20 protein-coding genes are annotated in these 25,194 nt (G+C 63.2%); 9 read left to right on the forward strand and 11 right to left on the reverse strand.

Annotated features, from left to right (window positions below; all coding sequences use genetic code 11):
• The first annotated feature begins 58 nt into the window (after positions 1 to 58).
• A complete protein-coding gene (glnD, locus tag VLR48_RS00560) occupies positions 59 to 2,725 on the forward strand; it encodes a [protein-PII] uridylyltransferase (protein WP_414718563.1) in 2,667 nt (888 codons plus the stop codon).
• Entirely contained in the window at positions 2,712 to 3,278 is a 567-nt protein-coding gene (locus VLR48_RS00565) for a hypothetical protein (protein ID WP_325289907.1), read from the forward strand. Before glnD ends, VLR48_RS00565 begins: the two co-directional genes overlap by 14 nt.
• 27 nt (positions 3,279 to 3,305) lie before the next feature.
• On the opposite strand, the gene VLR48_RS00570 is transcribed toward VLR48_RS00565, so the two are convergent.
• A complete protein-coding gene (locus tag VLR48_RS00570; protein ID WP_325289908.1) occupies positions 3,306 to 3,680 on the reverse strand; it encodes a VOC family protein in 375 nt (124 codons plus the stop codon).
• Between the two features lie 149 nt (positions 3,681 to 3,829).
• Between VLR48_RS00570 and dapC the strand changes: the two genes are divergently transcribed.
• From dapC to VLR48_RS00595, 5 genes are all read left to right on the forward strand, one after another.
• Entirely contained in the window at positions 3,830 to 5,050 is a 1,221-nt protein-coding gene (gene dapC, locus VLR48_RS00575) for a succinyldiaminopimelate transaminase (RefSeq protein ID WP_325289909.1), read from the forward strand.
• Between the two features lie 98 nt (positions 5,051 to 5,148).
• Positions 5,149 to 5,970, forward strand: coding sequence for a 2,3,4,5-tetrahydropyridine-2,6-dicarboxylate N-succinyltransferase (gene dapD, locus VLR48_RS00580; RefSeq protein WP_325289910.1), 822 nt, complete (start codon positions 5,149 to 5,151; stop codon positions 5,968 to 5,970).
• Positions 5,971 to 6,163: 193 nt separating this feature from the next.
• Positions 6,164 to 6,508: an ArsC family reductase gene (locus VLR48_RS00585; protein ID WP_325289911.1), complete on the forward strand. Its 345-nt coding sequence runs from the start codon at positions 6,164 to 6,166 to the stop codon at positions 6,506 to 6,508.
• A 5-nt stretch (positions 6,509 to 6,513) separates the two neighbouring features.
• Positions 6,514 to 7,647, forward strand: coding sequence for a succinyl-diaminopimelate desuccinylase (dapE, locus tag VLR48_RS00590; protein WP_325289924.1), 1,134 nt, complete (start codon positions 6,514 to 6,516; stop codon positions 7,645 to 7,647).
• A 269-nt stretch (positions 7,648 to 7,916) separates the two neighbouring features.
• Complete coding sequence (locus VLR48_RS00595) at positions 7,917 to 8,117, forward strand: 4-oxalocrotonate tautomerase family protein (RefSeq protein ID WP_325289912.1); 201 nt, start codon at positions 7,917 to 7,919, stop codon at positions 8,115 to 8,117.
• Between the two features lie 453 nt (positions 8,118 to 8,570).
• Here VLR48_RS00595 and VLR48_RS00600 read toward each other — a convergent pair whose 3' ends face one another.
• Positions 8,571 to 9,128 (reverse strand): Uma2 family endonuclease, encoded by a 558-nt coding sequence (locus VLR48_RS00600; protein ID WP_325289913.1) that lies wholly within the window; start codon positions 9,126 to 9,128, stop codon positions 8,571 to 8,573.
• 118 nt (positions 9,129 to 9,246) lie between these two features.
• Positions 9,247 to 10,314 carry an S-methyl-5-thioribose-1-phosphate isomerase gene (mtnA, locus tag VLR48_RS00605; protein WP_325289914.1) on the reverse strand — a complete coding sequence of 356 codons (1,068 nt, stop codon included), beginning with the start codon at positions 10,312 to 10,314 and terminating at the stop codon, positions 9,247 to 9,249.
• Positions 10,315 to 10,382: 68 nt separating this feature from the next.
• Here mtnA and VLR48_RS00610 point away from each other — a divergent pair, with 68 nt between their 5' ends.
• Complete coding sequence (locus VLR48_RS00610; protein WP_325289915.1) at positions 10,383 to 11,693, forward strand: TRZ/ATZ family hydrolase; 1,311 nt, start codon at positions 10,383 to 10,385, stop codon at positions 11,691 to 11,693.
• 118 nt (positions 11,694 to 11,811) lie between these two features.
• On the opposite strand, the gene VLR48_RS00615 is transcribed toward VLR48_RS00610, so the two are convergent.
• The 7 genes from VLR48_RS00615 to zwf form a co-directional block, all read right to left on the reverse strand.
• On the reverse strand, positions 11,812 to 12,252 hold the full coding sequence (locus VLR48_RS00615) for a septal ring lytic transglycosylase RlpA family protein (RefSeq protein ID WP_325289916.1): 441 nt from the start codon (positions 12,250 to 12,252) through the stop codon (positions 11,812 to 11,814).
• 214 nt (positions 12,253 to 12,466) lie between these two features.
• Entirely contained in the window at positions 12,467 to 14,266 is a 1,800-nt protein-coding gene (locus VLR48_RS00620) for a L,D-transpeptidase family protein (RefSeq protein WP_325289917.1), read from the reverse strand.
• A gap of 62 nt (positions 14,267 to 14,328) precedes the next feature.
• Positions 14,329 to 15,819, reverse strand: coding sequence for a SpoVR family protein (locus tag VLR48_RS00625; protein WP_325289918.1), 1,491 nt, complete (start codon positions 15,817 to 15,819; stop codon positions 14,329 to 14,331).
• Positions 15,816 to 17,087: a YeaH/YhbH family protein gene (locus VLR48_RS00630; RefSeq protein WP_325289919.1), complete on the reverse strand. Its 1,272-nt coding sequence runs from the start codon at positions 17,085 to 17,087 to the stop codon at positions 15,816 to 15,818. The genes VLR48_RS00625 and VLR48_RS00630 overlap by 4 nt, the downstream gene beginning before the upstream one ends.
• Positions 17,088 to 17,334: 247 nt before the next feature.
• Positions 17,335 to 19,257, reverse strand: coding sequence for a PrkA family serine protein kinase (locus tag VLR48_RS00635; protein WP_325289920.1), 1,923 nt, complete (start codon positions 19,255 to 19,257; stop codon positions 17,335 to 17,337).
• Positions 19,258 to 19,829: 572 nt separating this feature from the next.
• Complete coding sequence (gene pgi / locus VLR48_RS00640) at positions 19,830 to 21,479, reverse strand: glucose-6-phosphate isomerase (protein ID WP_325289921.1); 1,650 nt, start codon at positions 21,477 to 21,479, stop codon at positions 19,830 to 19,832.
• A 62-nt stretch (positions 21,480 to 21,541) separates the two neighbouring features.
• Entirely contained in the window at positions 21,542 to 23,017 is a 1,476-nt protein-coding gene (gene zwf, locus VLR48_RS00645; protein ID WP_325289922.1) for a glucose-6-phosphate dehydrogenase, read from the reverse strand.
• Positions 23,018 to 23,128: 111 nt separating this feature from the next.
• On the opposite strand from zwf, the gene glgA reads away from it, so the two are divergent.
• Positions 23,129 to 24,679, forward strand: coding sequence for a glycogen synthase GlgA (glgA, locus tag VLR48_RS00650; protein ID WP_325289923.1), 1,551 nt, complete (start codon positions 23,129 to 23,131; stop codon positions 24,677 to 24,679).
• 70 nt (positions 24,680 to 24,749) lie between these two features.
• Here glgA and panD read toward each other — a convergent pair whose 3' ends face one another.
• Positions 24,750 to 25,130: an aspartate 1-decarboxylase gene (panD, locus tag VLR48_RS00655; protein WP_093184456.1), complete on the reverse strand. Its 381-nt coding sequence runs from the start codon at positions 25,128 to 25,130 to the stop codon at positions 24,750 to 24,752.
• Positions 25,131 to 25,194 lie beyond the last annotated feature (64 nt).

A 25,194-nucleotide genomic window follows, 5' to 3' on the forward strand; every position in this document is an offset into this window, starting at 1 on the left:
TGCACGCCGATCAGCATCCCGATCGGCAAAAGGCGGAGCGCGACATCGTCGCACGCCCATGAACGCCGCGCCGCGCCCGCAGGCCTCGCCGAATGAGGCCGTGGAGGCGAGGACGGCAGCCGATCCAATGGCGCTGATCGCCGATTGGAAGGACCGCCTCAGAGCCGGGCGCGACCGACTCTTCGCAGACTTCGACCAAGGCGCACCGGTCGGGAGCCTAGTCCTGCGACGCAGCCTCCTCATCGACGAGGTCCTGCGCGAGGTCTGGGACCATCACCTCGGACAGACCGAGGACGCCGCCTTGGTCGCGGTCGGCGGATACGGTCGGCAGGAGCTCCAGCCCGCCTCCGACATCGATATCCTGGTCATCGTCCACCCCGATGCCGACGCACGTCTCGCCGCTCCCTTGGAGGGACTGGTCACCTGCTTGTGGGACATCGGCCTGGAGGTCGGGCACAGCGTGCGCACCCCCGAGGAGTGCGCCCGGGAGGCCGCGGACGACGTGACCGTCATGACCAACATGATGGAGGCGCGGCTGATCCGCGGCAGCAGTGTGCTGTGCCATCGTATGCGCGAGGTCATCAGCCCCGAGCGCATGTGGGACAGCGAGCAATTCTTCGCCGCCAAGACCCGGGAGCAGCGCACACGCTGGCAGAAATACGGCGGCACCGCCTACAACCTCGAGCCCAACATCAAGGAAAACCCGGGCGGTTTGCGCGACATTCAAATGATCGGCTGGGTCGCCAAGCGCCACTTCGACGCGGAGACCCTTCATGAGCTGGTCGGTCACGGCTTCTTGACCGAATCCGAATACGCCACGCTGATCGAAGGGCAAACGCTGCTGTGGCGGATCCGTTTCGCGCTGCATCGCCTCGCCGGGAGGCGCGAAGACCGACTCCTGTTCGAGTATCAGCGGACCCTCGCCACCCAATTCGGCTTCGAGGACGGTCCGAACAACCTCGCCGTCGAACAGTTCATGCAGCAGTACTACCGCACCGTCCAAGAGCTGAATCGGCTCAACGAGATGCTGCTGCAGTTGTTTCGCGAGGCCATTCTCCTGCACGACGACGTCGGCCCCCCGGTGCCGGTCAACAAGCGCTTCCAGTCACGCAGCGGCTATCTCGAGGTGACCTCCGCGAGCGTGTTTCAGCGCTACCCGATCGCCCTCCTCGAAATCTTCCACGTCCTGCAAGTCCATACGGAGCTCGAAGGCGTGCGCGCCAGCACCATCCGGCTGATTCGCGAGAACCGCCACCGGATCGACGATGACTTCCGCGCCGATCTGCGCGCGCGCAGTCTCTTCATGGAGATCCTCCGTCATCCCAGCGGTCTCACCCATGCGATTCGACGCATGAACCGTTACGGCGTCCTGGCGGCCTACATCCCGGCATTCGCCAACATCGTCGGACGCATGCAGTACGATCTGCTGCATGTCTACACGGTCGACGAGCACACGCTCTCGCTTCTGCGCAATCTTCGCCGCTTCACCATCACCAAGCACGACGACGAATTCCCGCTCTGCAGCGCGATCGCCAGGCGCATCCCCAAGCTCGAGCTTCTGTATCTCGCAGGTCTCTTCCACGACATCGCGAAGGGCCGCGGCGGAGACCATTCGCTCCTCGGTGCCGACGACGCCCGCGCGTTCTGTCGGCTCCACGGGCTGCCCGAGTTCGACAGTCGGCTCGTCGGCTGGCTCGTGGAGAAACATCTGCTGATGTCGATGACGGCCCAGCGCAAGGACATCAGCGATCCGGAGGTGATCCAGTCCTTCGCCGCCGTCGTCGGCGACCCGACACGCTTGGATTATCTCTACCTATTGACGGTCGCGGATGCCCGGGCGACCAATCCCGAGCGCTGGAATAGTTGGAAGGACGCGCTGCTGCGCGAGCTGTATCACGGGACACGCCGCGCGCTGCTGCGCGGACTCGAGAACCCCCAAGCCCAAGACGAGCTGATCCAGCAGAAACAGACCGAGGCGCGGCGCCTGGTCGCGCGCTACGGCGGGGATCCCGCCGCCTGCAATCGGCTCTGGAAGAAATTCAGCCTGGATCTGTTCCTGCACAACTCCCCGGACGAGATTGCCTGGCAGACACGCCAGATCCTGGCGTGCGAGCCCGAGCAGTTACCGCTCGTGGTGATTCGCCCGGTCACGGCGCGCGGAGGAACCGAGATCTTCATCTACACCACCGACCGCGCAAACCTCTTCGGGCGGATCACCGCGCTCCTGGATCAGGTCGGCCTCAGCATCATGGACGCTCGTATCATGACCACCGACGACGGCATGGCGGTCAACACCTACCAGGTGCTGGACCAGGACGGCAGCCCGATCCAGGACGCATTGAGGATGGAGGAAACTCGCTTCTGCCTGGTCGCGGATCTGGCCGAGGATGCCGAGGAGGAGATCCAAGTCGCACGCTCAATGCCGAGACGCCATCGGTATTTTCCGACGGAAACGCGCGTGACCTTTTCCCCGGACGAACCCAACCGCCGCACCATTATGCGGCTCGCCACCCTGGATCGCCCCGGCCTGCTAGCGGACGTCGGCGCGGTCTTCCAGAATTGCGGCATTCGCCTTCAAAACGCCAAGATCGCGACGGTCGGCGCCGAGGTCGACGATGTCTTCTTCATCACCAACGACGACGAAACCCCAATCACCTGCGAGACCGCCCTGTCGTGCTTGCGACGCGAGATCCACGATCGGCTGGAAGGCCATGGGACGCGCTAAGCATCGCGATATCGTCGGACTCGGGATTCCGACACACTTGAAGGCTCGCTTGAAGGGCACGCGACTCGGCGCCGTTTCGCTGATCTTCGGACTCCTGTCGATCCCGGTGGACATCGCAGCGGACGAGAATCTCCTCGTGCACATCCAGCCCGCGAGCCAGACCTTCGGCGACCCGCCTCCAGGGAGCGCGCCGACACCTTGGCTCGACGAGGTTCGCGCCCAACGACAGGCGTGGGAGACCAGGCGCGAGGCGACGCGCAGTGCCTACGAGGCGCGCCGGCGGGCCAACAACCCCAGGGCAGCCGCCCAGCAAGAGGCGTGGGAAGAGGATGTGCGCCGTCGACGTGCAGACCGTCTCGAACGCATGGATCAGGAGCGCGAGCTTTTTCGCAGCCTCGGACCCGATCAGCTCCCGCCGCCTTGGCCGTGGGTCACCGGGATGCCCACCCTGCCGGAGATCGGCAGCGGCGCGACGTCGCCCGACACGCCGGGCGAGGAGTCAATCTTTGCGCCGCCCGGCTGGGACAACCACTGGTATTTCCGGGGATTCTGAGGTCGCTCGGGCAGGGTATTCGGCGCCTCAACCGGCCTCGATCAACTCGAGCGCGTTGCCGTCCGGATCCCGACAGAAGAGTGCCCGTCGCCCCGAGCGGCTGAGCGTATAGGAAAACCCGGCGGCATCGAGCCGCGCCGTCACCGCATCCAGGCCGCTCACCCGCATCGCGAGATGGCGGTCCCGGCCGCCGTGCTCGGGACGGCCCGCAACCGGATCCGGATTCGGCAGCTCGAGCAGGTGGATCTGCTGATCGCCCACCCAAAGCCAGGCCCCTGGAAACGACAGATCAGGACGCTCGGGCGCAAGCTCGAGACCCAGAATCCCTTGATAGAAGGCCAGCGCCCGCGCGGTATCGGCGACGATCAGACTGACATGATGGATGGCATGAACCAGCGGCATCGGATCCTCTCGGCATGGAGCCGGCTTGGACGTTCGCCTATACTAAACCGCGTCCTGAGTGAAATGTGACGTTTCGAGATGGACTCGACCTCGGCGCAGACAGCGGCCGCAGGGAGACGCAGTGTAGACCACCAACTCAGGATGACCCGATGAACCCGGATATCGGGCGCTTGCAGCCCTACCCTTTCGAACGACTCGCCGCACTGAAGCACGGGCTGATCCCGCCGGCCGATCGCGACCACATCGCGCTTTCCATCGGCGAGCCGAAACATCCGACCCCGGCGCTCGTCACGGATGCGCTGCTCGCACACCTGCATCAGCTCGCTGTCTATCCGAACACCCGCGGCATCCCGTCCCTGCGCGAGACGATCGCGGCATGGCTCTCGAAGCGATTCAAGCTCGGGTCGGCCGACTCGACGGGGCCCGGCACGCTCGGCATCGACCCGGAAACCCAGATCCTGCCGGTGAACGGCACACGCGAGGCCCTTTTTGCCTTCGCCCAAGCCGTGATCGATCGCTCGCACGACGCGCTGGTCTTGATGCCCAATCCCTTCTATCAGATCTACGAGGGTGCGGCGTTCCTCGCCGGTGCACAGCCGCGCTATCTCGCCTGCGAGGCGGCGAACGGCTTTGTCCCGGATTTCGAGGCGGTGGACGACGCGACTTGGCGGGCCTGCCGCCTGCTGTACATCTGCTCGCCGGGCAACCCGACCGGCGCCCTGCTCGATCAGGCAACCTATGCACGTCTCATCGGGCTTGCGCACCGGCACGACTTCGTCATCGCCTCGGATGAATGCTACTCCGAGCTCTATCTGGACGAGGCCGACCCGCCGCTCGGGCTGCTCCAGGTCTCGGCCGCCATGGGCAACCCCGCATTCAGTCGCTGCATGGTCTTCCATAGCCTGTCGAAGCGCTCCAATGCACCCGGACTGCGCTCGGGTTTCGTCGCGGGCGACGCCGAGCTGATCCGCGGCTTCTTCGCCTACCGGACCTATCACGGCTGCGCCATGCCCCTGCCCCATCAGCATGCAAGCATCGCCGCCTGGAGCGACGAGACCCATGTGCGCGAGAATCGACGGCTCTATCGCGAGAAATTCGGCTCCGTCCTGGAGATCCTCGGGGATGCACTTGACCTCGCACCGCCGAAAGCCGGCTTCTATTTGTGGCCCGAGACACCGATCCCGGACACCGACTTCGCCGCGCGCCTCTTCGCCGAGGAGAACCTGACGGTGCTTCCCGGCCGCTTCCTGTCCCGCGTGGTCGACGGGGCCGACCCCGGAATGAACCGCATTCGGCTCGCCCTGGTCCCGCCGCTGGACGAGTGCGTGGATGCCGCGCGTCGGATTCGGCGTTGCCTGGAGCGGATCTAACGGCATTGTTTTCGGTTTGAAACTTTCGCGCCTTTGCCATTCAAACTCCCGAGACCTGCGCTTGCCGAGGTCTTCAACACGACAGCAGAGAACACCCCATGAGCGACCAGCAATACATCATTGAAGAGGCCTTCGAGCGACGCGCCGAGATCACCCCGCGCACGGTCGAGACCCGCGTGCGCGATGCCGTGCAGGACACCATCGAGCGACTCGACCGCGGGGAGCTGCGGGTCGCCGAGAAGCGCGACGGCGATTGGGTCGTCCACGAATGGCTCAAGAAGGCGGTCCTGCTGTCGTTCCGGATCGAGGACAACGCCTTCATCAAGGGCGGTTTCACCAACTATTACGACAAGGTTCAGTCCAAGTTCGCCGACACCAACTCGCGCGAGTTCCGCGACGGCGGGGTTCGGGTCGTGCCGCCAGCGACCGCGCGCAAAGGCGCCTTCATCGCACCGAGCTGCGTGCTCATGCCGTCCTACGTCAATATCGGCGCCTATGTTGACTCGGGCACCATGGTCGACACCTGGGCGACCGTCGGCTCCTGTGCGCAGATCGGCAAGAACGTCCACCTCTCCGGCGGTGTCGGGATCGGCGGCGTGCTCGAGCCCGTGCAGGCTGCACCGACCATCATCGAGGACAACTGCTTTATCGGCGCACGCTCCGAGGTCGTCGAAGGCGTGATCGTCGGCGAAGGTGCCGTGCTGTCGATGGGCGTCTACATCGGTCAGAGCACCAAGATCTACAACCGCGAGACCGGCGAGATCCTCTACGGCCGCGTCCCGGCCGGCGCCGTCGTCGTCCCCGGCAGTCTTCCGGCCAAGGACGGAAGCCACAGCCTCTATTGCGCCGTCATCATCAAGCAGGTCGACGAGAAGACCCGCGGAAAGGTCGGCATCAACGAGCTGCTTCGGGATATCTAAACCGCGTCCAGAGCGACATGCGTCGTTTTCATTGTTCGTTTAGCTTCGGAGATATCCTTGATCCCAGTAAGACGCGGTTTAGAATTTAAGATTTTTAATACTTTAAACCGCGCCGGCCCCGACAGTCGTCGGAGCCGGCGCGGCCAAGCCATCCACCAAATGACGCATACCGCACCGGGCGCGGTTTAAAGACGTGGTCGCGCTCTACGGCATCCCCAACTGCGACACCATGAAGAAGGCCCGCGCCTGGCTGGACGCGCATGGCGTCGACTATCGGTTCCACGATTACAAACGCGAAGGGGTCGACGAGACCCGCTTGCGCGCCTGGGTCGACGAGCTGGGCTGGGAGACGCTCGTCAACCGTCGGGGCACGACCTGGCGCAAGCTCCCGGAGGACGTGCGCGAGGGCATGGACGCGGAGGCCGCAGTCCGGGTCATGCTGGAGACCCCGTCGATCATTCGTCGGCCGGTGCTCGACACGGGCGAGCTCCGGCACGCGGGTTTTTCCGAAACCGATTACGAGAGGCTGCTCGGCTGATGGCGATGTCCCCGACCCTGGAGCTGGCGTGCGAGCTGATCCGCCGCCCTTCCGTCACGCCCGAGGATGCGGGCTGCCAGGCCCTCATGGCCGAGCGGCTGGCCGCGATCGGTTTTCGGATCGAGGAGATGCCGTTCGGGGAGGTCGCAAACCTCTGGGCCAGACGCGGCGATGACGGCCCGCTCTTCTGCTTCGCCGGTCACACGGACGTGGTCCCGACCGGCCCGATCGAGCAGTGGGACTCGGCCCCCTTCGAGCCGACCATCCGCGAGGGTCGGCTCTTCGGGCGCGGCGCCTGCGACATGAAGGGCTCGCTCGCCGCCATGATCACCGCAGTGGAGGCGTTCGTCGGCGATCATCCGGATCATCGCGGATCCATCGCCTTCCTGATCACGAGCGACGAGGAAGGGCCGTCCATCGACGGGACCCGCCGCGTCGTGGAGCGTTTGGAGCAGCGCGGCGAGAAGATCGACTATGCCTTGGTCGGGGAGCCCTCGGCGCGCGAGCACCTCGGCGACACCATCAAGAACGGTCGACGCGGGAGTCTCAATGGCGTCCTGCGGGTGCAGGGCAAACAGGGCCACGTCGCCTATCCGCATCTGGCCAAGAACCCCTTCCATGCCTGCGTCGATGCACTTGCGGCACTCTGCGCCGAGGTCTGGGATCAGGGCAACGATCATTTCCCGCCCACCAGCTTTCAGATCGCCAACCTGAACATGGGCACAGGCGCCGAGAACGTGATCCCGGGCCAACTCGAGACTCAGTTCAACCTACGCTTCTCCACCGAGCTGGATCCGGAAACCATCCAGGCACGCGTGCGCTCGATCCTCGACGCCGGTGATTTCGACTACAGCCTCGACTGGCGCCTCTCTGGAAACCCTTTCCTGACGCCGGCCGGCGAGCTGGTGGCCGCCTCCCGCGAGTCGATCGCGGCGGTCACCGGCATCCAGACCCAGCTCTCCACGAGCGGCGGCACCTCCGACGGGCGCTTTATCGGACCCACCGGCGCCCAGGTCGTCGAGTTGGGCCCGGTCAACGCCACCATCCATCAGGTCAACGAGTGCGTCGGGGTCGCCGAGCTCGACACGCTCTCCGAGATCTACCGAGGCATCCTTGAACGCCTGTTAGCTCCGGCCTGAACCGCATCCAGGGTGACATGGAGTCTTTCGTGGGCGACTTCGCAGAGGTCGGCAATCCAGCGTTGTTCATGCGACCGGCAGGTAGGGTGGACAAGCGCAGCGCAGTCCACCGTCGCCGGCGCTGGGCCAGGTGGACTTCGCTCTCGCTCGTCCACTCATTGCCGGGATCGGCGACGTGGCGGATTTATGTGCAGACTCGGCAATCCCCGGTTGACGTCGTTTCGTTTTTCGATTTTTCTTCGTCCACATCGGATCGACCGGAGAGCGACATGCCCTACGTCAACATCAAGATCACCCGCGAGGGTGCAACCGCGGAGCAGAAGGAGGCACTCATCCAAGGCGTCACACAGCTGCTGGTCGACGTGCTCGGGAAGAATCCGCAGACGACGATGGTCGTCATCGACGAGGTCGAGACCGACAACTGGGGCATCGGCGGGGAGAGCGTCACACTGCGCCGCCGCCGAGGCTAGATTTAGGCGGTTTCCGGAAATCAGCATCCCGACTGTACTTGCCCGCACAATCCGAAGGAGCCTGAGGTGCGCCTGAATGCGCATCGACACATCGATCTTTCCTTGCACATCCGATTGGCCAGAAGCAACGTCGCGAAGCGGCGTGTCCCCGGGATCGACGACTTGCAGTCGTCCTCTTCCACGGTCCTCGCTCCCACGACCGTCGCGTCGGGCAACGCCTGAAAGGAGAGGAAGATCGCGAATGGATGAGCAAAACGGAAATCGGTGCCAAAGCACGTTCAGCGCGGCTCTCGTGTGCGTCGCGTTGGCCTCGACCTTGCGGGCCGTCGGGTCGGCCGAAGAGGACGACTGCAAGTCGTCGATCCCGGGCGGTGTCGCTGCTTCGCGACGACCGTCGGCGTCACTGCCGGCCGCTCCTCTGCGCAGTCGGGATGTTGATTCCCGGAAATCGCCTTAATCGCCCAGGATGTAACCCAAGTCGATCTCGACGGCATCGAACGGCGGGATACGCATCTTCCGCTCGTCGGGGCCGGGCGCGGCGACGCTGGCGATGACCCGGTAGCTGCCCCCGTCGAGTTGCCAGGCGACCAGCGAGCGTTCCTCGGGCCAGATCAGCCAGTAATAGGACACCTGTTGGCGCTGAAGCAGCAGAAACAGGGTCAGCGTGTCTTTGCGCTCATGTCCAGGCGAAACAATCTCGCACACCCAGTCCGGGACGATCTCGACCACCCCGCTCGGGCGCTCCGGCAAGCGTTCCTTGCGCCAGCCCGCGAGATCGTGGGTCGGGCACTGGTGGTCGGAATAGTGGACGCTGACCTCGCTGGCGATCCACCAGCCGCCAGGGCCAGAGGTGCGTCGTAACGAGTCGAGCTCGGCGACCGTATTGCTTTGCGCGAAGCCGTGCTCGATCCGCGCCATCGGGCGCTGGACGATCTCGCCATCGATCAGCTCGACACGCTCATCGGCAGCATCGAACAGATCGGCCAGGGTCTTGAGTTTGAATGCTTCCATCGCTGTCGCTCCGCTGGGTTTAACATCGACGTTTAACCTAAACCGCGCCCAGAGTGAAATTCGTCATTTTCATGTCGTATTGGGTTTAAGGATTTTCCGACCTTTGTGGAGAGGCGGTTTAGAGCCCCCAGCCGCCCATCAAGGCCCGAATCTTTTCCGTGGTCGGGCGAAGCACGACGCCGCGCTCGGTCACGATCGCGTCGACCAGCTCCGCCGGTGTGACATCGAAGACCGGATTGCGGGCGACGCACCCGGTGGGCGCGAGACGGCGATCGCCGCAGCTCAGCAGCTCTTCCGGATCACGCTCCTCGATCGGAATCTCCTTGCCGCGGGCGATCTCCATATCGATGGTGGACGTGGGTGCCGCGACCATGAACTTGATGCCGTGGTATTTCGCCAGGATCGCAAGGCCATAGGTCCCGATCTTGTTGGCGACATCGCCGTTGGCGGCGATCCGATCCGATCCGACGATCACCCACCCGACCGAGCGGCCGGCCATCAGGCTCGCCGCCGCGCCGTCCGCCTGCAGCGTCACCGGGATGCCGTCGTGCATCAGCTCCCAGGCCGTCAGCCGCGCCCCCTGCATCCAGGGCCGTGTCTCGTCGGCGAAGACGCGCCCGACATTGCCGGCCGCGTAGGCGCTGCGGATGACACCGAGCGCCGTGCCGTAGCCACCGGTGGCGATCGCCCCGGCGTTGCAATGGGTGATGATGTCGGTCGGGCCCTCGATCAGCGCCGCACCCAGGTCGCCGATCACCCGGTTGGCCGCACGATCCTCGGCATGGATGGAAAGCGCCTCGTCGACCAAGGCCGGGAAGGGATCGCGTTCATCCAGACGGGAGATCAGGCGGCGCATCCGATCGATCGCCCAGAAGAGATTGACCGCGGTCGGCCGTGAGGCGGCCAGACGCTCGAGGTCGGATTCGATCGCCGCCTTCCAGCCGGCACCGCCGGCCGCGTAGGCATCCCGCCCCGCCAACGCAACCCCGTAGGCCGCAGCGACACCGATCGCCGGCGCACCGCGCACGACCATCGCACGGATCGCATCGGCAACCGCGCCCGCATCGGTCAGTCGCAAAAACTCGGCGCGATCCGGCAGCAGACGCTGATCCGCGAGATAGAGGGCACCCTCGTGCCAGAGTGCCGCGTCGTCCGGGGTCGGAACGGTCGGGATCGTTGTTTCCATCTGGGGCTCCTTGTGGCATGTTCCCGCCATTGTCACCCATCCCCCGCCCCGACTGAAAGGACCGACCGATGCAAGCCGAGCTTCTGATCCATGCCCAGTGGGTATTGCCCGTCGATCCACGGGATCGTCAGCTCACCGATCATGCCGTCGCCATCGCGGACGGACGTATCCTCGCCGTGCTGCCGTCCGAAGAGGCGCGCAGCAGTATCGAGGCCCAACGGGTGACCGATCTGCCGGGTCATCTGCTCATCCCGGGCCTGATCAACGCCCACACGCACGCGGCCATGGTGCTGATGCGGGGGCTGGCCGACGACCTGCCCCTCATGACCTGGCTGCATGAGCATATCTGGCCCGCCGAGCAGCGTTGGGTCGATCCCGGGTTCGTCGCCGACGGGACCCGACTGGCCGTGCTCGAGATGCTGCGCGGCGGCATCACCTGCTACAACGACATGTATTTCCATCCGGAGGTCACGGCACAGGTCACCGCCGAGGCCGGGATGCGTGCCGTGATCGGCATGATCGTCGTGGATTTCCCCACCGGCTATGCCGCAAATGCCGACGAGTACATCGCCAAAGGGCTCGCCCTGCACGAGCACTATCGAGACCATCCGTTGATCCGGGTCGCCTTCGCACCGCATTCGCCCTACGCGGTATCGGATGCGCCGCTGCAACGGGTGCGTGCGCTGGCGGATGAGCTGGAGGTGCCGATCCATATCCATCTGCACGAGACGCGCGACGAGGTCCTCCAGTCGCTTCGGGACCACGGCGAACGACCCCTCTCGCGGCTGAATCGGCTTGGATTGCTCGGCCCCGGACTGGTGTGCGTACACATGACCCAGCTCGAAGAGGACGAGATCGCGCTCTTGGCCGACACGGGCGCCCATGTGGTGCATTGTCCGGAGTCGAATCTGAAGCTCGCGAGCGGGTTTTGCCCGGTCGCAAGGCTCTTGGATGCGGGAGTCAATGTTGCGATCGGTACCGACGGCGCGGCGAGCAACAACGATCTGAACATACTCGGGGAGATGCGCACGGCTGCCCTGCTCGGCAAGGGCGTGGCAGGCTCCGCCTCCGCGCTGCCGGCCGCGACGGCCTTGCGGATGGCGACCATCAACGGCGCCCGCGCCCTGGGGCTGGAGGAAGAGATCGGATCGCTGGAGCCCGGCAAGTCAGCCGACTTGGTTGCGCTGGATCTGCGCGACTCCCACACCCAGCCCCTCTATCACCCGGTCTCGCAGCTGGTCTACGCCGCCAGTCAGCAACAGGTGCGTCAGGTCTGGGTGCGGGGTCGGCAGTTGATCCGCGACGGCCTGCCCACCGGCCTCGACACCGCTCGGATCATCGCGGCGGCACAGACGTGGGGGGAGCGTCTCGGGCGCTGAAGCCTGTCCGATACGACATGGATCGTTGTAGGGGCGATGTTGGGGCGACTTAAGTCGCCCCTACAGATATGTGGTCGTCGCGTTCTCGCGAATCGCCTAGGCCACGGGCAGACGCGCTTTAGAAGAGATCCATCAGGACCCGTTGTGCCTCGGCAATTGCGACCGTCTCGCCGGTGGACCATGATGGGCGACCCGAATCGACGATCTCGAGTCGGACCGGGGCAACGCCACGCCCCAACATCCCGATTTCGCGGGCCGCCGCCTTCGACAGGTCGATCGTACGACCGCGCGAGAAAGGGCCGCGATCGTTGATGACGACGTCCACCGAACGGCCGTTCGCCTTATTCGTCACCGTCACTCGCGTGCCGAACTCCAAGGTCCGATGTGCCGCGGTCAGTGCATTCATATCAAACCGGACGCCGCTTGCGGTGCGCCGGCCGTCGAAACGGTCCCCGTAGTAGGAAGCCACGCCATCAGTGACATTGGCTTGAAGGGTTGCCGTCGGAAGAAACGCCAACAGTGCGAGCGCTGGGGTCAACCAGATGTTCTGTCGAATCAAAACAGAGTTCTCCGTTCGTAACGATTGGTGTTTGAGCCGGGATTCGCATCACTTCCGAATCGCGACGAGTCCGGAGTCTAACGGCAGAGCGCGTTTGAATCCACCCTTTGGCGGACACGAAACGCTTGGCGCACGTCTCCGGGGAGAGACGCGCAAGGGAGGGTAGCCAAGATCGACGACCGTAAAAACACCAAACCGATGGGAATCATCGCCCTCAGAGGCGGCCCGCCGGACTCGTCTCGGCGCGCTCGACGGTCAAGACCTCCGGTTCTGCCCCATTGGTCGCAGACGTGCGCTCGCCGTCGAGGGTTTCCGCGGAATCCCGGCGGGTGAGGTGAACCGATGTGCTCGTGCCGGGAGGATCCGGCGGCTGAGCGCTTGGCGACTCCTCGGGCTGTTCCGGGTGTCGGCTCGGCTCCGGCGTCGGAGGCTCGGGGAATGCGATCCGCGTCCGCAACACCGGCCCCGAAAAGGCGGTGCGCAAGGACTCGTCACGCCCGTAGATATCCTGTCGGAAGCCGACCTTGCCCTGCTCGTCCGCGAAGGCCGTCAGATAGTAGAGCAGCACCGGCAAGGTGTCCGAGAGATCGACGTAGCGCGTCCGTCCGCGCTCGACCACGCGATCGATCCCAGAGCGATCCCAGCCGGGCTGGTCGAGAATCGCCTCCGCGAGCGCCAGCGGGTCTTGCACCCTGACGCAACCATTGCTCAGTGCGCGCGCCTGGCGGCCGAACGCCGCCTTTCCCGGCGTGTCGTGGAGGTAGATCGCATGGCTGTTCGGGAACATGAACTTGACGCGACCGAGGGCGTTTTTCGGGCCCGGCGCCTGAACAAGCCGATAACGCGTGTAATCGCCGGCATTCCCCCCGCCGACCTGCTTACCGGTTCGTCGATCGACCAATCGGTAGTCGCCGGAGACCCTGCCCATCTTCTTCTGGATGGACACGGGCACCGTCCAGGTCGGATTGAAGACCAAGTGGTCCATCGTGTCGCGAAACATCGGCGTTTGGGTCTCGGGCGTCCCGACGATGACGCGAGTCGACCAGACAAAATCACCGCCGCGGGCCAGGTGAACCTTGTACGCGGCTACATCGACGAAAACATAGTCTTCCGGGAGATCCTGATAGAGCCAGCGCATCCGCTCCAGGTTGATCCGGATTAGCTCGGCCTTCGTCTCGTCGCCGTGTCCGTTGAGCGCAGCGAGGGTCGAAGGACCCACGACGCCATCGGCCGTCAGACCCGATCGCCGCTGAAATGACACCACGGACTCGTGAAGTGCAGTGTCGAAGAGATCGGCGTCGGATGACCCCGAAACCGCCTCGCCATCGATGCGCGCGAGTCGCTCCCGCAGCATCGCGACGCGCGTATGCCGGCTCCCTTGGACAAGATTCGAACCGGCCGGCAGAGGCGGTAGGCCCACGAGAGCCGTCTGAGCGGTGTAGCGCTGCAGCGCGTTCTTCAGGTCGTCGTACCAGAAGGGACGGGTGAAAAGCGCGCTCAAGCCCTGTTCGAGATCTTGGCCGCCGAGTGCACGATGCATATCGGCCAGAAGGACCTCGCTGGACGCGGGAGGTCTATCGTGCCATTTCGAATCCACGGCAACCGGATCGAGTTTGCCGTAACGATGGTGGTGAACATAACGCGCCAAGGCGTCGCTGAGAACGAGATCGGCGGCGATACGTGCATTTCCGGTCAGGGATCCGAGGACACCCGGATCGCCGAGTCGACGCAGACTTTCGACATGGAAATCCTCGGGCCGGAAGCCTTCGGACACGCTGCGCTGCGCGAGGCCCAAGAGCCCCGAAATCCGCGCCGGGTCGACCCAGACCAAGACATCTCCGCGCTGCGCATAGAACTCCGCCAGCAGACGACCAGACAACAAGGGCACACCTTCGACGGCGACGGTTCGCGCGTCGCGGATCGAATCGAGCGTCGGGCGCAGCAACCCCTCCGTGAATGCCGGTGCGGAGACGACCGTCAAGAACCAAAACAGACCGACCAAACGGCAACGCATACCGGGTATCCCTCATGTCCGGCCTCCAGGCCGCTCAACACTGGCCGATCAATACTGGCCGATCAACATTCGCCGATCAATTGCGTCCTGCCGTTTTCGTCCAGGGTCTCCAGGCGCACCGTAAACCCCCACAATCGCCTGATGTGGCGCAACATCTCTTCGGCCGAGTCACCCAACGGGCGGCGATTGTGCCGATAGTGCCTCAGGGTCATGGAACGGTCGCCGCGCCGATCGACGTTGAAGACCTGAATATTCGGCTCGCGGGAACCCAGGTTGTACTGCTCGGCAAGCGATTGTCGCAACGCCCGGTAGCCCTGCTCCTCGTGGATGGCAGTGACCTCGAGATGTTCTTCGCGGTCATCGTCCGAGATTGCAAACAACCGCAGATCGCGCATGACCGTCGGAGAAAGATACTGTGCAACAAAACTCTCGTCCTTGAAGTTGCGCATGGCGAAATCCAAGACCTTCAGCCAGTCACCGCCGGCAATGTCCGGGAACCAGTGACGATCCTCGTCCGTCGGCTGCTCGCAGATCCTGCGGATATCGCGCATCATCGCAAAGCCGAGCGCGTATGGATTGATCCCGTTGTAATAGGGGACGTCGAACGTAGGCTGAAAGACCACGCCGGTATGCGACTGTAGGAATTCGATCATAAACCCATCGGTGACGAAGCCTTCGTCGTAAAGATGATTCATGAGCGTGTAGTGCCAGAATGTCGCCCAGCCCTCGTTCATGACCTGGGTCTGGCGCTGTGGGTAGAAGTATTGGCCCAGCTTACGGACGATCCGAACGATCTCGCGTTGCCACGGCTCGAGCAGCGGGGCGTTCTTCTCGATGAAGTAAAGAAGGTTTTCCTGCGGCTCCTCGGGCCAGCGCACGTCTTGCTCTCCGTCGCCGTCCGAATCGAAGGTCGGCAAGGTCCGCCACAAATCATTGACCATCGATTGCAGGTAAGCGGCCCGATCCTTTTGCCTGCGTTGTTCCTCGGCGAGCGTCAGCGGTGTCGGTCGCTTATAACGGTCGACGCCGTGATTCATCAAGGCATGGCAGGAGTCGAGCAACATCTCGACCTCGGCCTCGCCGTAACGCTCCTCGCACTCGGCGATGTAACGCCGCGCGAAGACCAGATAGTCGATAATCGCATCGGCGCTGGTCCAGGTGCGGAAGAGATAGTTACCTTTGAAGAAACTGTTGTGACCGTAACAGGCGTGCGCGATGACGAGCGCCTGCATCGGCAGCGTGTTCTCCTCCATGAGGTAGGCGATACAGGGATCGGAGTTGATCACGATCTCGTACGCCAACCCCATTTGACCACGGCGATAGGTCTGCTCGGTGGCGACGAACTGTTTACCGAACGACCAGTGCGGATAATTGATGGGCAAACCGACCGACGAATAGGCGTCGATCATCTGCTCGGAGCTGATAACCTCGATCTGATTGGCATAGGTATCAAGGCCGTAGACGTCGTGGGCGAGACGGCCGATCTCCCGATCGAACCTCTCGAGCAGCGGGAACGACCATTCCGAAGAGTCCGAGATGAGGTTCTTGCTCATGCCTCCTGCCTCCTGAACAGCTCCCTGAACACGGGAAAGATATCCTCGGGACCGTCGATCTCCTGCATCGCAAAGTGCCGGTGCACGGCCCTGACCTCTTGGTAGGCGTACCACAGGCTTTGATGCTGGCGCGGGGTGATCTCGACGTAGGCGAAATAGCGCATCAAGGGCATCAGCTTCTCCACCAGCAGATCACGGCAAACCGTGGAGTCGGAATCCCAGTTGTCGCCGTCCGACGCCTGCGCGGCATAGATGTTCCACACCGAGGAGTCATAACGCTCCTTCAGGAGATCGTAGGCCAGATTCAACGCACTCGACACCACCGTACCGCCGGTCTCGCGCGAATAGAAGAACTCCTGCTCGTCGACCTCTTGGGCGATCGTATGATGGCGAATAAAGACAACGTCGATCTTGTCGTAGTTTCGCTGAAGAAAAAGATAAAGAAGGATAAAGAATCGCTTCGCGAGATTCTTGCGGACCTGATCCATCGAGCCCGAGACGTCCATTATACAGACCATCACCGCTTTGCTCGTCGGCTCGGGAAGCTTGGTGAAGCTCTGATAGCGCAGGTCGAAGGTGTCGATGAAGGGAAGTGCCGCGATCCGCGTGCGCAACCGGTCGATCTCTTCGCGAATCTCGCGCACGTGCAGATCCGTCTCGTCGATGCCGCTGTCGAGCAGGGTCTGAAGCTCCTGCTCGAGCTCGCGCGCACGCGCACGCAGCGGCGCACCGATCGCCGTCCGTCGAGCAATGGCCCCCTTGAGGGAGCGCACGACGTCGATATTGGAGGGTGATCCATCGGTCGAATAACCGGCCCTCACCGTCTTGAACTCGGTCGTTCCCATCAACTGGTTCCGCACCAGGTTGGGAAGCTCGAGGTCGTCTAACAAAAGGTCCATGAATTCTTCGCGCGACAGCTCGAAGACGAAGTCGTCGTCGCCTTTTCCGCTCTTCCCTGCCTTGCCTTGACCCGAGCCCTCTCCGCCGCCGCCTTCCGGACGCCGGATCCGATCCCCGGTGACGAAATCCTTGTTGCCGGGATGCACCATGTCACGGATACCCCCTTTGCCGTGATGAAACACCGGCTCGGAGATGTCCTTGGACGGAATACCCACACGCTCGCCCGAGTCGATATCGGTGATGCTGCGTTTATTGACGGAATCGGCAACCGAGCGTTTGAGCTGCGACTTATAGCGCTTCAAAAAACGCTGTCTATTGACCGTGCTCTTGTTCTTGCCGTTCAGTCGACGGTCGATAAAGTGTGACATAAGGACTCTTGCCTACTCGGCTGGGTGAAACAACGACTAACCGCGCAAGCCCTCGCCCGCGCCTGCGGTCGACTCCTTCATCGCCCGCCCCTTTGCAGGTTTCCAAACCGGAATTATGCCGCCGGGCGCAACAGCCGTTCAACCAATCGAGCGCCGCCGGGGCGGACTCGAGTCGGCCTATCCTCGCAGCGAGAGTCCCCGGACGATCGAGAGAGACGCCGCTCCGATCGGCGTCTCCTCGTCATGTCTACTGCGATTTGCGAACCCGCAGATACCACTCGGACAGAAGCCTGACCTGCTTCGGCGTATAGCCCTTTTCGGTCATGCGATCGACGAACTGATCGTGCTTCGTCTGCTCGTCGACCGACGCCTTGGCGTTGAAGGAAATGACAGGCAGAAGCTCCTCGGTATTGGAGAACATCTTTTTCTCGATGACGACACGCAGCTTCTCGTAGCTGGTCCATTTCGGATTGGCGCCGCCGTTGTTCGCGCGTGCCCGCAGAACAAAGTTCACGATCTCGTTTCGGAAATCCTTGGGGTTAGAGATCCCCGCCGGCTTCTCGATCTTTTCGAGCTCTTCGTTGAGTCCGCTGCGATTCATCATCTCGCCCGTATCCGGGTCGCGATATTCCTGGTCCTGAATCCAGTAATCCGCATAGGTCACATAGCGATCGAAGATGTTCTGGCCGTATTCAGCATAGGACTCTAGATAGGCCGTTTGAAGCTCCTTGCCGATGAACTCCGCATACCGAGGCGCGAGGTACTGCTTTAGGAAGCTCAGATAGCGTTCATGGGTTTCCGGGGGCAGCTGCTCACGCGTGATCTGGCGCTCGAGGACATACAGCAGGTGAACGGGATTGGCTGCCACCTCGCTGTGATCGAAGTTGAAGACCTGCGAGAGGATCTTGAACGCAAAGCGTGTCGAAATTCCCGACATGCCTTCGTCGACCCCCGCGTAGTCCCTATATTCCTGCATGGACTTGGCTTTCGGATCGGTGTCCTTGAGGTTTTCGCCGTTGTAAACGCGCATCTTCGAAAAGATGCTTGAGTTTTCCGGCTCCTTCAGACGCGTCAGCACCGAGAACTGGGCCATCATCGACAGGGTTCCGGGGGCGCAAGGCGCATCGGCGAGCGAGCTGTTGTAGAGCAGCTTCTCGTAGATCTGCGTCTCCTCGTTGACGCGCAGGCAGTAAGGCACCTTGACGATAAAGACGCGGTCGAGGAACGCCTCGTTGTTCTTGTTGTTGCGAAAGCTCTGCCATTCCGACTCGTTGGAGTGGGCGAGGATGATGCCTTGAAACGGCAAGGCGGAAAGACCCTCGGTCCCGTTGTAGTTGCCTTCCTGCGTTGCGGTGAGGAGCGGATGCAGCACCTTGATCGGTGCCTTGAACATCTCGACGAACTCCATCAGGCCTTGGTTCGCGCGGCACAGTGCACCGGAATAGCTGTAGGCATCCGCGTCGTGTTGAGCGAATCGCTCCAACTGTCGGATGTCGACCTTGCCGACGAGCGAGGAGATATCTTGATTGTTCTCGTCGCCGGGCTCCGTCTTTGCGATCGCAACCTGCTCGAGGATCGATGGGTAGAGCTTGACGACCTTGAATTGCGTGATGTCGCCGCGGTATTCCTGCAGGCGCTTCACCGCCCAAGGCGACATGATGGTGCGCAGGTAGCGCGACGGAATGCCGTAGTCCTCTTCGAGAATCGGGCCGTCTTCCTCGGGCGAGAACAATCCGAGCGGTGATTCGAACACGGGCGATCCGTGAATCGCGTAGAAGGGTCGCTCCTCCATGAGCTCCTTGAGTTTCTCGGCGAGCGAGGATTTGCCGCCGCCGACCGGTCCAAGCAGATAGAGGATCTGCTTCTTCTCTTCGAGACCTTGAGCCGCATGCTTGAGGTACGAGACCAAGTGCTCGATAGCCTCCTCCATCCCGTAGAACTCGGAGAATGCGGGATAGCGTCGAATCATCTTGTTTTGGAAGATGCGACTGAGCCGCGGATCGTCGCGGGTATTGACGAGCTCCGGCTCACCGATCGCCGTCAGCAACCGCTGCGCCGCCCCGGTATAGGCGCTCGGGTCGGACTTGCACAGTTGCAAGTACTCGTCCAGGCTCAGCACCTCCTCGCGGGATGCCTCGTAGCGTGCCTGGTAGCGTTCGAAGATCGACATAAATGTTACCTCGCTCGGAAGCTGATGTTGCTCGCCCGACCCATTGTCGACCGCATCTCACCTCGGTGTATTGCTCGGGGCGAACTGTGGGAAAGACAAGGCTTGATTTCGAATGTCAGCAATATACGCGCCATGGGGCGGAACGCTGCATCCGCACCGCGCCGGGGCCGGGCCGGATCCAGCTCGGGACACCAGCGCACCGGCGCGGCCAACTCTCGCACCTCAATAGTGCATCCGCTCGCAGGGAACTCGTCGGCGCCTATCGGTCCTGTCGAATGGCGCGACGCGCCCCCACGAGCGGTATAGAGCCGTCTCGGTCGAACTGGTTCAGCCGAAGTTGAGCCGGTCATCCCGATCCGCATGCGTCGGTGGTGGGCAGCACCTGCCCCACGCCGATGCATAGAGACTAGCACCAAGACGCCGCGCCGGCTTAGAAGACAGCGCGCCCGCGCCGGGGTTCAGCGCGCGAGCAACCTCGCCGAGAGACGCGCGCCGGCTCGGGTTACCGCGCGGTCTCCGCGGTCGACACCCGAACGTCGCCCGTCTCGACACCGCGGGGCGATGCCCTCACATCAGACGCGACGGCCTTGTATGAAGTCGTTCAACAGGGCGCGCGTCGATGCATCATGATCCGCGGAAACACGCCCCTCGGACAGCTCGCCGAGGATGACCCCGGCCAGCTGCTTGCCGAGCTCCACGCCCCATTGGTCGAAGGAATTGATACCCCAGAGCACGCCCTGCACGAAGATCCGGTGTTCGTAGAGTGCAATCAAGGCACCCAACGTAAAGGGCGTCAGGCGCTCCATCAGGATACTGTTGGTGGGACGGCTGCCGGGAAAGGTTCTGTGCCGCGCAAGAAATTGCGCCCGATCCTTCGGAACGCCGGCGCTGAGCATCTCGGCGAGCGCCTCCTCCATGGTCCGCCCGCGCATCAGGGCCTCGGTTTGCGCGAAGAAGTTCGCCATGAGCTTCGGGTGATGATCCCCGAGCTCGTTGTGGCTCTTGATCGCGCCGATGAAATCCGCCGGGATCAGTTGCGTGCCCTGATGGATGAGCTGGTAGAAGGCATGCTGACCGTCGGTGCCTGGCTCACCCCAAACGACGGAGCCGGTGGTGTAGTCCACGGCGACGCCCTCGCGGGTGACGCCTTTGCCGTTGCTCTCCATATCGCCTTGCTGAAGATACGCCGGCAAGAGCCTCAGATACTGATCGTAGGGCAAGACGGCATGCGTTCGGGCGCCCCAAAAATTGGCATACCAGACCCCGAGCAGACCCAGCACGATGGGCATGTTCTCCGCCGGCGGGGCGGTTCGGAAATGCTCGTCCATCGCAAAGGCGCCCTCGAGCAGCTCCACGAAGCGCTCGTAACCAACCGCCAACGCGATCGGCAAACCGATGGCCGACCAGAGCGAATAGCGACCGCCGACCCAGTCCCAAAACCCGAACATGTTCCGCGTGTCGATCCCGAATGCGGATACCTTCTCGGCATTGGTCGAGACCGCAACGAAGTGCTTGGCGACCGCAGCCGGGTCGCGCGCAGCCGCCAGCAGCCAGTCGCGCGCACTGGTGGCATTGGTCATGGTCTCCTGGGTCGTGAAGGTCTTGGATGCCACGATGAAGAGTGTCCGTGCCGGATCCAGGTCGTTGAGCGTCTCCAGGAGATGGGTCCCGTCCACATTCGAGACGAAGTGGACCCGAAGGTCGTTGCTGCCGTACGCACCGAGCGCCGTGCAGACCATCTTGGGCCCGAGATTGGAGCCGCCGATGCCGATGTTGACGACATCGCGGATGGACTCGCCCTGAAAGCCCTTCCACTCGCCCGAGCGGACCAGCCCGACGAAGGCCTCGAGACGCTCGAGCACGCGATTCACACCCGGCATCACGTCTTGACCGTCCACCTGGATCGGTCGATTGGAGCGATTGCGAAGGGCCACATGCAACACCGCGCGCCCCTCGGTGTTGTTGATGGGCTCGCCGCCGAACATCCGAGCGATCCAGCCGCTCACGTCGGCGGTATCGGCCAGATCGAGCAGCAGCGCGAGGGTCTGCGGGGTGACCAGGTTCTTCGAGTAGTCCAGACGCAGGCCCGCGACAGACAGGCGCATCCTCTCGGCGCGGCCGGGATCGGACGCAAAGAGATCGCGCATCACGACGTCCTGCATCTCTTGTCTGTGCTGCTCCAGCGCCCGCCACGCGGGTGTTTGATTGATGAGCGATGTCATGAGGTTCTCCTGATAAAGCATTGGCGAATTCTGCGGCTGTCGGGTCCGGCAGCCTTGGAGCCTTACTCGTCCATCCCTTCGCGCCAGGACTGATCGTCTCTGTCGAACAAGCGATTGGCCTCGGGTGGCCCGCAGGACCCGGCCGGATAGGTCTGGATGAAGTCGCGCTCGGTGGACCACAACTTCAGTACGGGATCGACCACTCGCCAAGCCCAATCGACCTCGTCGAAGCGCAGAAAATGGGTGTGGTCGCCCTCGATCACGTCCAGGATGAGCGCCTCGTAGGCGTCGATCTGCTCGGAGGGGATGGTGCATCGGCTCGCGTCGAGCCGCTCGGTCTGGGTGCGCATCTCGAGTCCGGGTTGCTTGACCTGGATCTCCATGCGGATGCACTCGTTGGGCTGGATGTTGAGCAGAAGCCAGTTCGGTTTGAGCTGCTCTATGGCCGTGTAGCGGAACAACTGTTGCGGCGGGTGTTTGAACCGGATGGCGATCAAAGAGTTGCTGCGGGCAAGACGCTTTCCGGTCCGCAGATAAAAGGGTACGTTGCGCCAGCGCCAGTTATCGATGTAGAGCTTCAGCGAGGCATAGGTCTCGGTGGTGCTGTTGTGTCCGACGCCGGGCTCGTCGCGATAGCCGGCAACCTTGTTCCCGCCCGAAGCGCCGGGTCCGTATTGTGCGCGAAAGGCTTGGGCATGCACCGCCTCGCGCGGGATCGGCCGGATGGAGCGCAGGACCTTGACCTTCTCGTCGCGCAGCGCCTCGGCATCCAGACAGGGTGGTGGCTCCATGGCCACCAGGGTCAGCATCTGCAAGAGATGGCTCTGGATCATGTCGCGCATGGCGCCCACACCGTCGTAAAACCCGGCGCGCTCACCGATCCCGGCCGCCTCGGCGTGCGAGATCTGGACGTGATCGATATAGTTGCGATTCCAAAGGGGCTCGAGCATCAGATTGGCGAAGCGAAACACCAGGATGTTCTGAACCGTGCTCTTGCCCAGATAGTGATCGATACGAAAGATCTGCGACTCGCCGAAACAGTGCCGGATGCGTCGATCGAGGATGGCGGCACTCTCGAGGTCGAATCCGAAGGGTTTCTCGACCACCAAGCGGGACCAGCGCCCCTCCTCGGTATTCAGACCCTGAGCGGCGAGGTTGTCCACGATGCCGCCGTAGTGCTTGGGCGCGACCGCCAGATAGGTCATGAGGTTGGCCGGGATGTCCGCCTCCTCGCGCAGTCGTTCGGCCAAGCGGAGGTAACCGGCGGGCTCCTCCAGGTCGCCCTCGACGAAGAGCATGCGAGCGAGCAGACGCTCCAGCACGCGCGCATCGGGTGCGCCCGGCAGTCGTTCGGCGAGCCTCGCCCGAACCTGCTCGCGCCAGTCGTCGTCCGACCAGGAACGGCGGCCGAATCCGATGATCCGCGTCTGCGGATGGAGGCGTTCCGCCGCCTCGATGTGATAGAGCGCCGGGAGCAGCTTGATGCTCACCAGGTTACCTGTCGAGCCGAAGATCAGGATGGTGCAGGGATCCAACATGGCCTTGGCGCCTCGATCGCGGACAAATGTGATAACGTGAGCCCTGTCATACTGTTGCCACGCCAGGCGTGCCGCGCCGGCAACCGCTTCGCTCGGATTTAGGGACCATCCATGGAGCCATCGCTTCTTCTATCCCCAGACATTACCGCGCAGGAGCGGCCGCTGCATATCCTCGTAGCGAGCAGCGAGGCCCATCCGCTGATCAAAACCGGCGGGCTCGCCGATGTCGCCGCCAGTCTACCCGCGGCGTTGCGCGATCTGGGTCACGACGCACGTCTCATCCTGCCGGCCTATCCTCGGGCCGCACGCCAGTTGCGCGACACCAAGATGCTGTGCGAGCTCAAAATCCCGACGAGCCGCACCCAGGTGCGCATTCTCGAAGGCAAGCATCCGGATCACGATCTGCCGATCTATCTGGTCGACGCCCCCGAGCACTTCTGTCGCGAAGGCAACCCTTATACCGATCTCAGCGGACGCGACTGGGGCGACAACGCCGAGCGGTTTCTGCTCTTCTGTCGAGTCATTGCCCTGATCGCTCGCGGGCTGCCGGCGATCGGCTGGCAACCGGATGTGCTGCACGGCAACGACTGGCAAACCGGGCTGGCTCCGGCCCTCTTCCAGGATCTGCCCCGACGTCCCGCAAGCGTGTTCACGATCCACAATCTCGCCTACCAAGGTCTGTTCGATCGCGCCACCTTCGACCGCCTCGGCCTGCCGCCCGCACTCTGGAGTCTCGCGGGCTTGGAGTTCCATCAGAGGATGTCCTTCATCAAGGGCGGGATCGTCTTCTCCGACCGGGTCAACACCGTCAGCCCATCCTATGCCATGGAGGTGCGCACGGCACGCTTCGGATGCGGACTCGACGGACTGCTGCGTCAGATCGGCAGCCGTTTCAGCGGCATCCTCAACGGGGTCGATTATCGGATTTGGGATCCCCTGACAGATCCCTTCATCCTCCAATGCTATGACCCGGAGACCTTCGGACTCAAGGCGGAGAACAAGCTCGACATCCAACGCGAGGTCGGGCTTCCGCGCAACGAGGACGCCTTCGTGCTGGGCTATATCGGACGCTTGGTCGAGCAGAAGGGCGTGGATCTGATCCTCGCCATGCTCCCGCGGCTTCTCGAAGACCCGCGCATCCAGGTCGTGTTTCAAGGGACCGGGGAGCGCAGCACGGAGCAGGCGCTTCTGGCCATTGCGGCACTGTATCCACGTCAGGTCGGGGTATTCATCGAGTACGAGGAGTCACGCGCGCATCGCATCGAGGCCGGCTCGGACGCCTTCTTGATGCCGTCTCGCTTCGAGCCCTGCGGGCTCAACCAGATCTACAGCCTGAGGTACGGGACGCCGCCCATCGCCCACCGCACCGGCGGGTTGGCCGACACCGTGGTGCACGCGACCCCGGAGACGCTCGCCGACGGCACCGCGACGGGCTTTCTGTTCGAGGAGCCACGCGCGGAGGCTCTGCTCGACGCCGTTCGGCAGGCACTGCAACTCTACCGCGACGATCCGCAGGCGTGGCGCAAGCTCGCAACGACGGGGATGCTCCAGGACTTCAGTTGGGAGGCAAGCGCACGCAGCTATGTGCGGCTTTATGCCGAGGCGATCGCCGATCGAGCGATCGCGCAGGAGACGGATCAGGCGAGCGCAGCGCTGGCGTAGCCGCCCGAGCGGGCGGAGCCTGGTTGGCTTTTGTGGGTAGGCATCTTCGACCGGACGGAGCCGCGCGGGGTCAAGCAGCCTGAGCCGGGATGAAATCCCCGGTGCGGGTCACGCGGTTGTGCTCGTCGAGATAGACGAGCGCCGGCTTGTGGGCGTCGGCCTCTGCCTCCGTCATGGCGGCGTAGGCGCAGATGATCACGCGATCGCCCGGCGCCGCCTTATGCGCTGCGGCCCCATTGACCGAGATCACACGCGAGCCGGGCTCCGCGCGGATGGCGTAGGTCGTGAACCGCTCGCCGTTGGTGACGTTGTAGATTTGGATCTGCTCGTACTCGCGAATACCGGCGAGCGTCAGCAGCTCCTCGTCGATGGCGCAGGAGCCTTCGTAATCGACTTCCGCATGGGTTACGCAAGCGCGATGCAGTTTGCACTTCAACAAGGTCAGATGCATGTCTTCAATCCTCCGAAAGGCCGGTCCGGCCGCGTCTTCGTGCCCTGGACGAAGCGCTCTCGAT

Source organism: Thiocapsa sp. (genome assembly GCF_035467215.1).
Taxonomy (GTDB): Bacteria; Pseudomonadota; Gammaproteobacteria; order Chromatiales; family Chromatiaceae; genus Thiocapsa.